General features: G+C 46.2%; 1 protein-coding gene. It reads right to left on the bottom strand.

What is annotated here, in order from left to right; genetic code table 11:
- On the bottom strand, nt 1-1343 hold a 1343-nt coding region (locus AC438_RS16365), incomplete at both ends, for an RHS repeat protein (protein WP_162230773.1).

The raw sequence follows: 1343 nt of genomic DNA on the forward strand, positions 1-1343 counted from the left end.
AAACAAAGCGCTTAACTTTGGCGCCCTGTTTATCTTCTGTGGCATTACCGTTGGCATCATAAGCAAAGGTGCGGCTCCCTATTTGAGTCACCGCATGCGGGCCCGCTTTGGCGTAGCTATATTGTTTGCCGTCTTGCTGATCTGACTTGGTTTTAATATTGTCGTTGTCAAAATAACTGATGGTAACCGCTTGGGAGCCAATATTATTAGACACTAAACGGTTGTAATCATCGTACCGGAAGGTTTCGACAAGATTACCTTGGGCGCTGTCTTGGCGGCTACGCAAATTGCCTAGATGGTCCCATTTAGCGGTGTAGGTTTCATTGCCATCGCCAAACACATTAAAGCGATTGATCGTTTCTAAATGACCGGTGGTGGCATTGTAGCTGTGCACCACGGTATTACCGTCACCGTACGCCATACGCGTTACATTACCGCGCGCATCCATATTGGTGATTTCATACAGTGTTTTAGCATTTTTGCCTGCGGTGGCGACTTTGTATAAGTAACCCTTGCTGTTGTAATAATTTTGCACACCATTGTAACTGAACTGCGGACCTACTCGGGCAGCATCAAAGGTTTGATACGGGCGGTTGTACTGATCGTAGGTTTGCTTTTGATAAAAGCTCTCTAGCGCGCTATTTTTACCGGGCATTGTGGTGACAGTGGTGCTCACACGGCCTAAAGCGTCGTAGGTCATTTGCTGGCTAAACTGCTCGGTGAGGTTTTGAGCTTTGGCTAATTTACCTAGGCCGTATGTTGCAATATCGTAGGTCCAAGTCAGGTGTACATTACGGCTTTGCGCAATCGTCGTTGTCGTTTTGCTGGCTGTTTTACGGCCGGCAAAGTCATACTCAATAGTGGTCACTTGACCGTTGGCATCGGTTTGCTTAATGAGGTCGCCGTAGCTGTTGTATTCGTACGTCCAAGTGCCTTTATCGGGGTCGATCATTTTATACTTTTGGCCTAAGCCGTTGTATTGGATACTGATAGCCTGACCGACTAAAGGAGTTGTTTTGGTAAATTTGCCCTGCACATTATATTGATACACAATCGCACGATTGGCCCCATTCGTTTTGGGTTGCTCATTCGTGTAATAAAGCTCACCGAGGGCATTCTTTACTTCTGTTTTAACACGCTCATTTTGGTCTTTTACCCCACTTGAGCGCACCGTAGTTGCTAGGTTATCGTATTCAAAATGGGTTTGCGCTTGCTGTGTACTCACTGCATGGCCGCTGTCATCGGTGACCTTAAAAGGGTGAACCACGTTTAATGGGCGGCCTAATATATCGTAGGTTGTCTCGGTGAAGTATTCGGCCTTATGCGTAAATAAGATAATACAA

Origin of the sequence: Marinagarivorans algicola (assembly GCF_001292705.1) — a bacterium.
GTDB lineage: Bacteria > Pseudomonadota > Gammaproteobacteria > Pseudomonadales > Cellvibrionaceae > Marinagarivorans > Marinagarivorans algicola.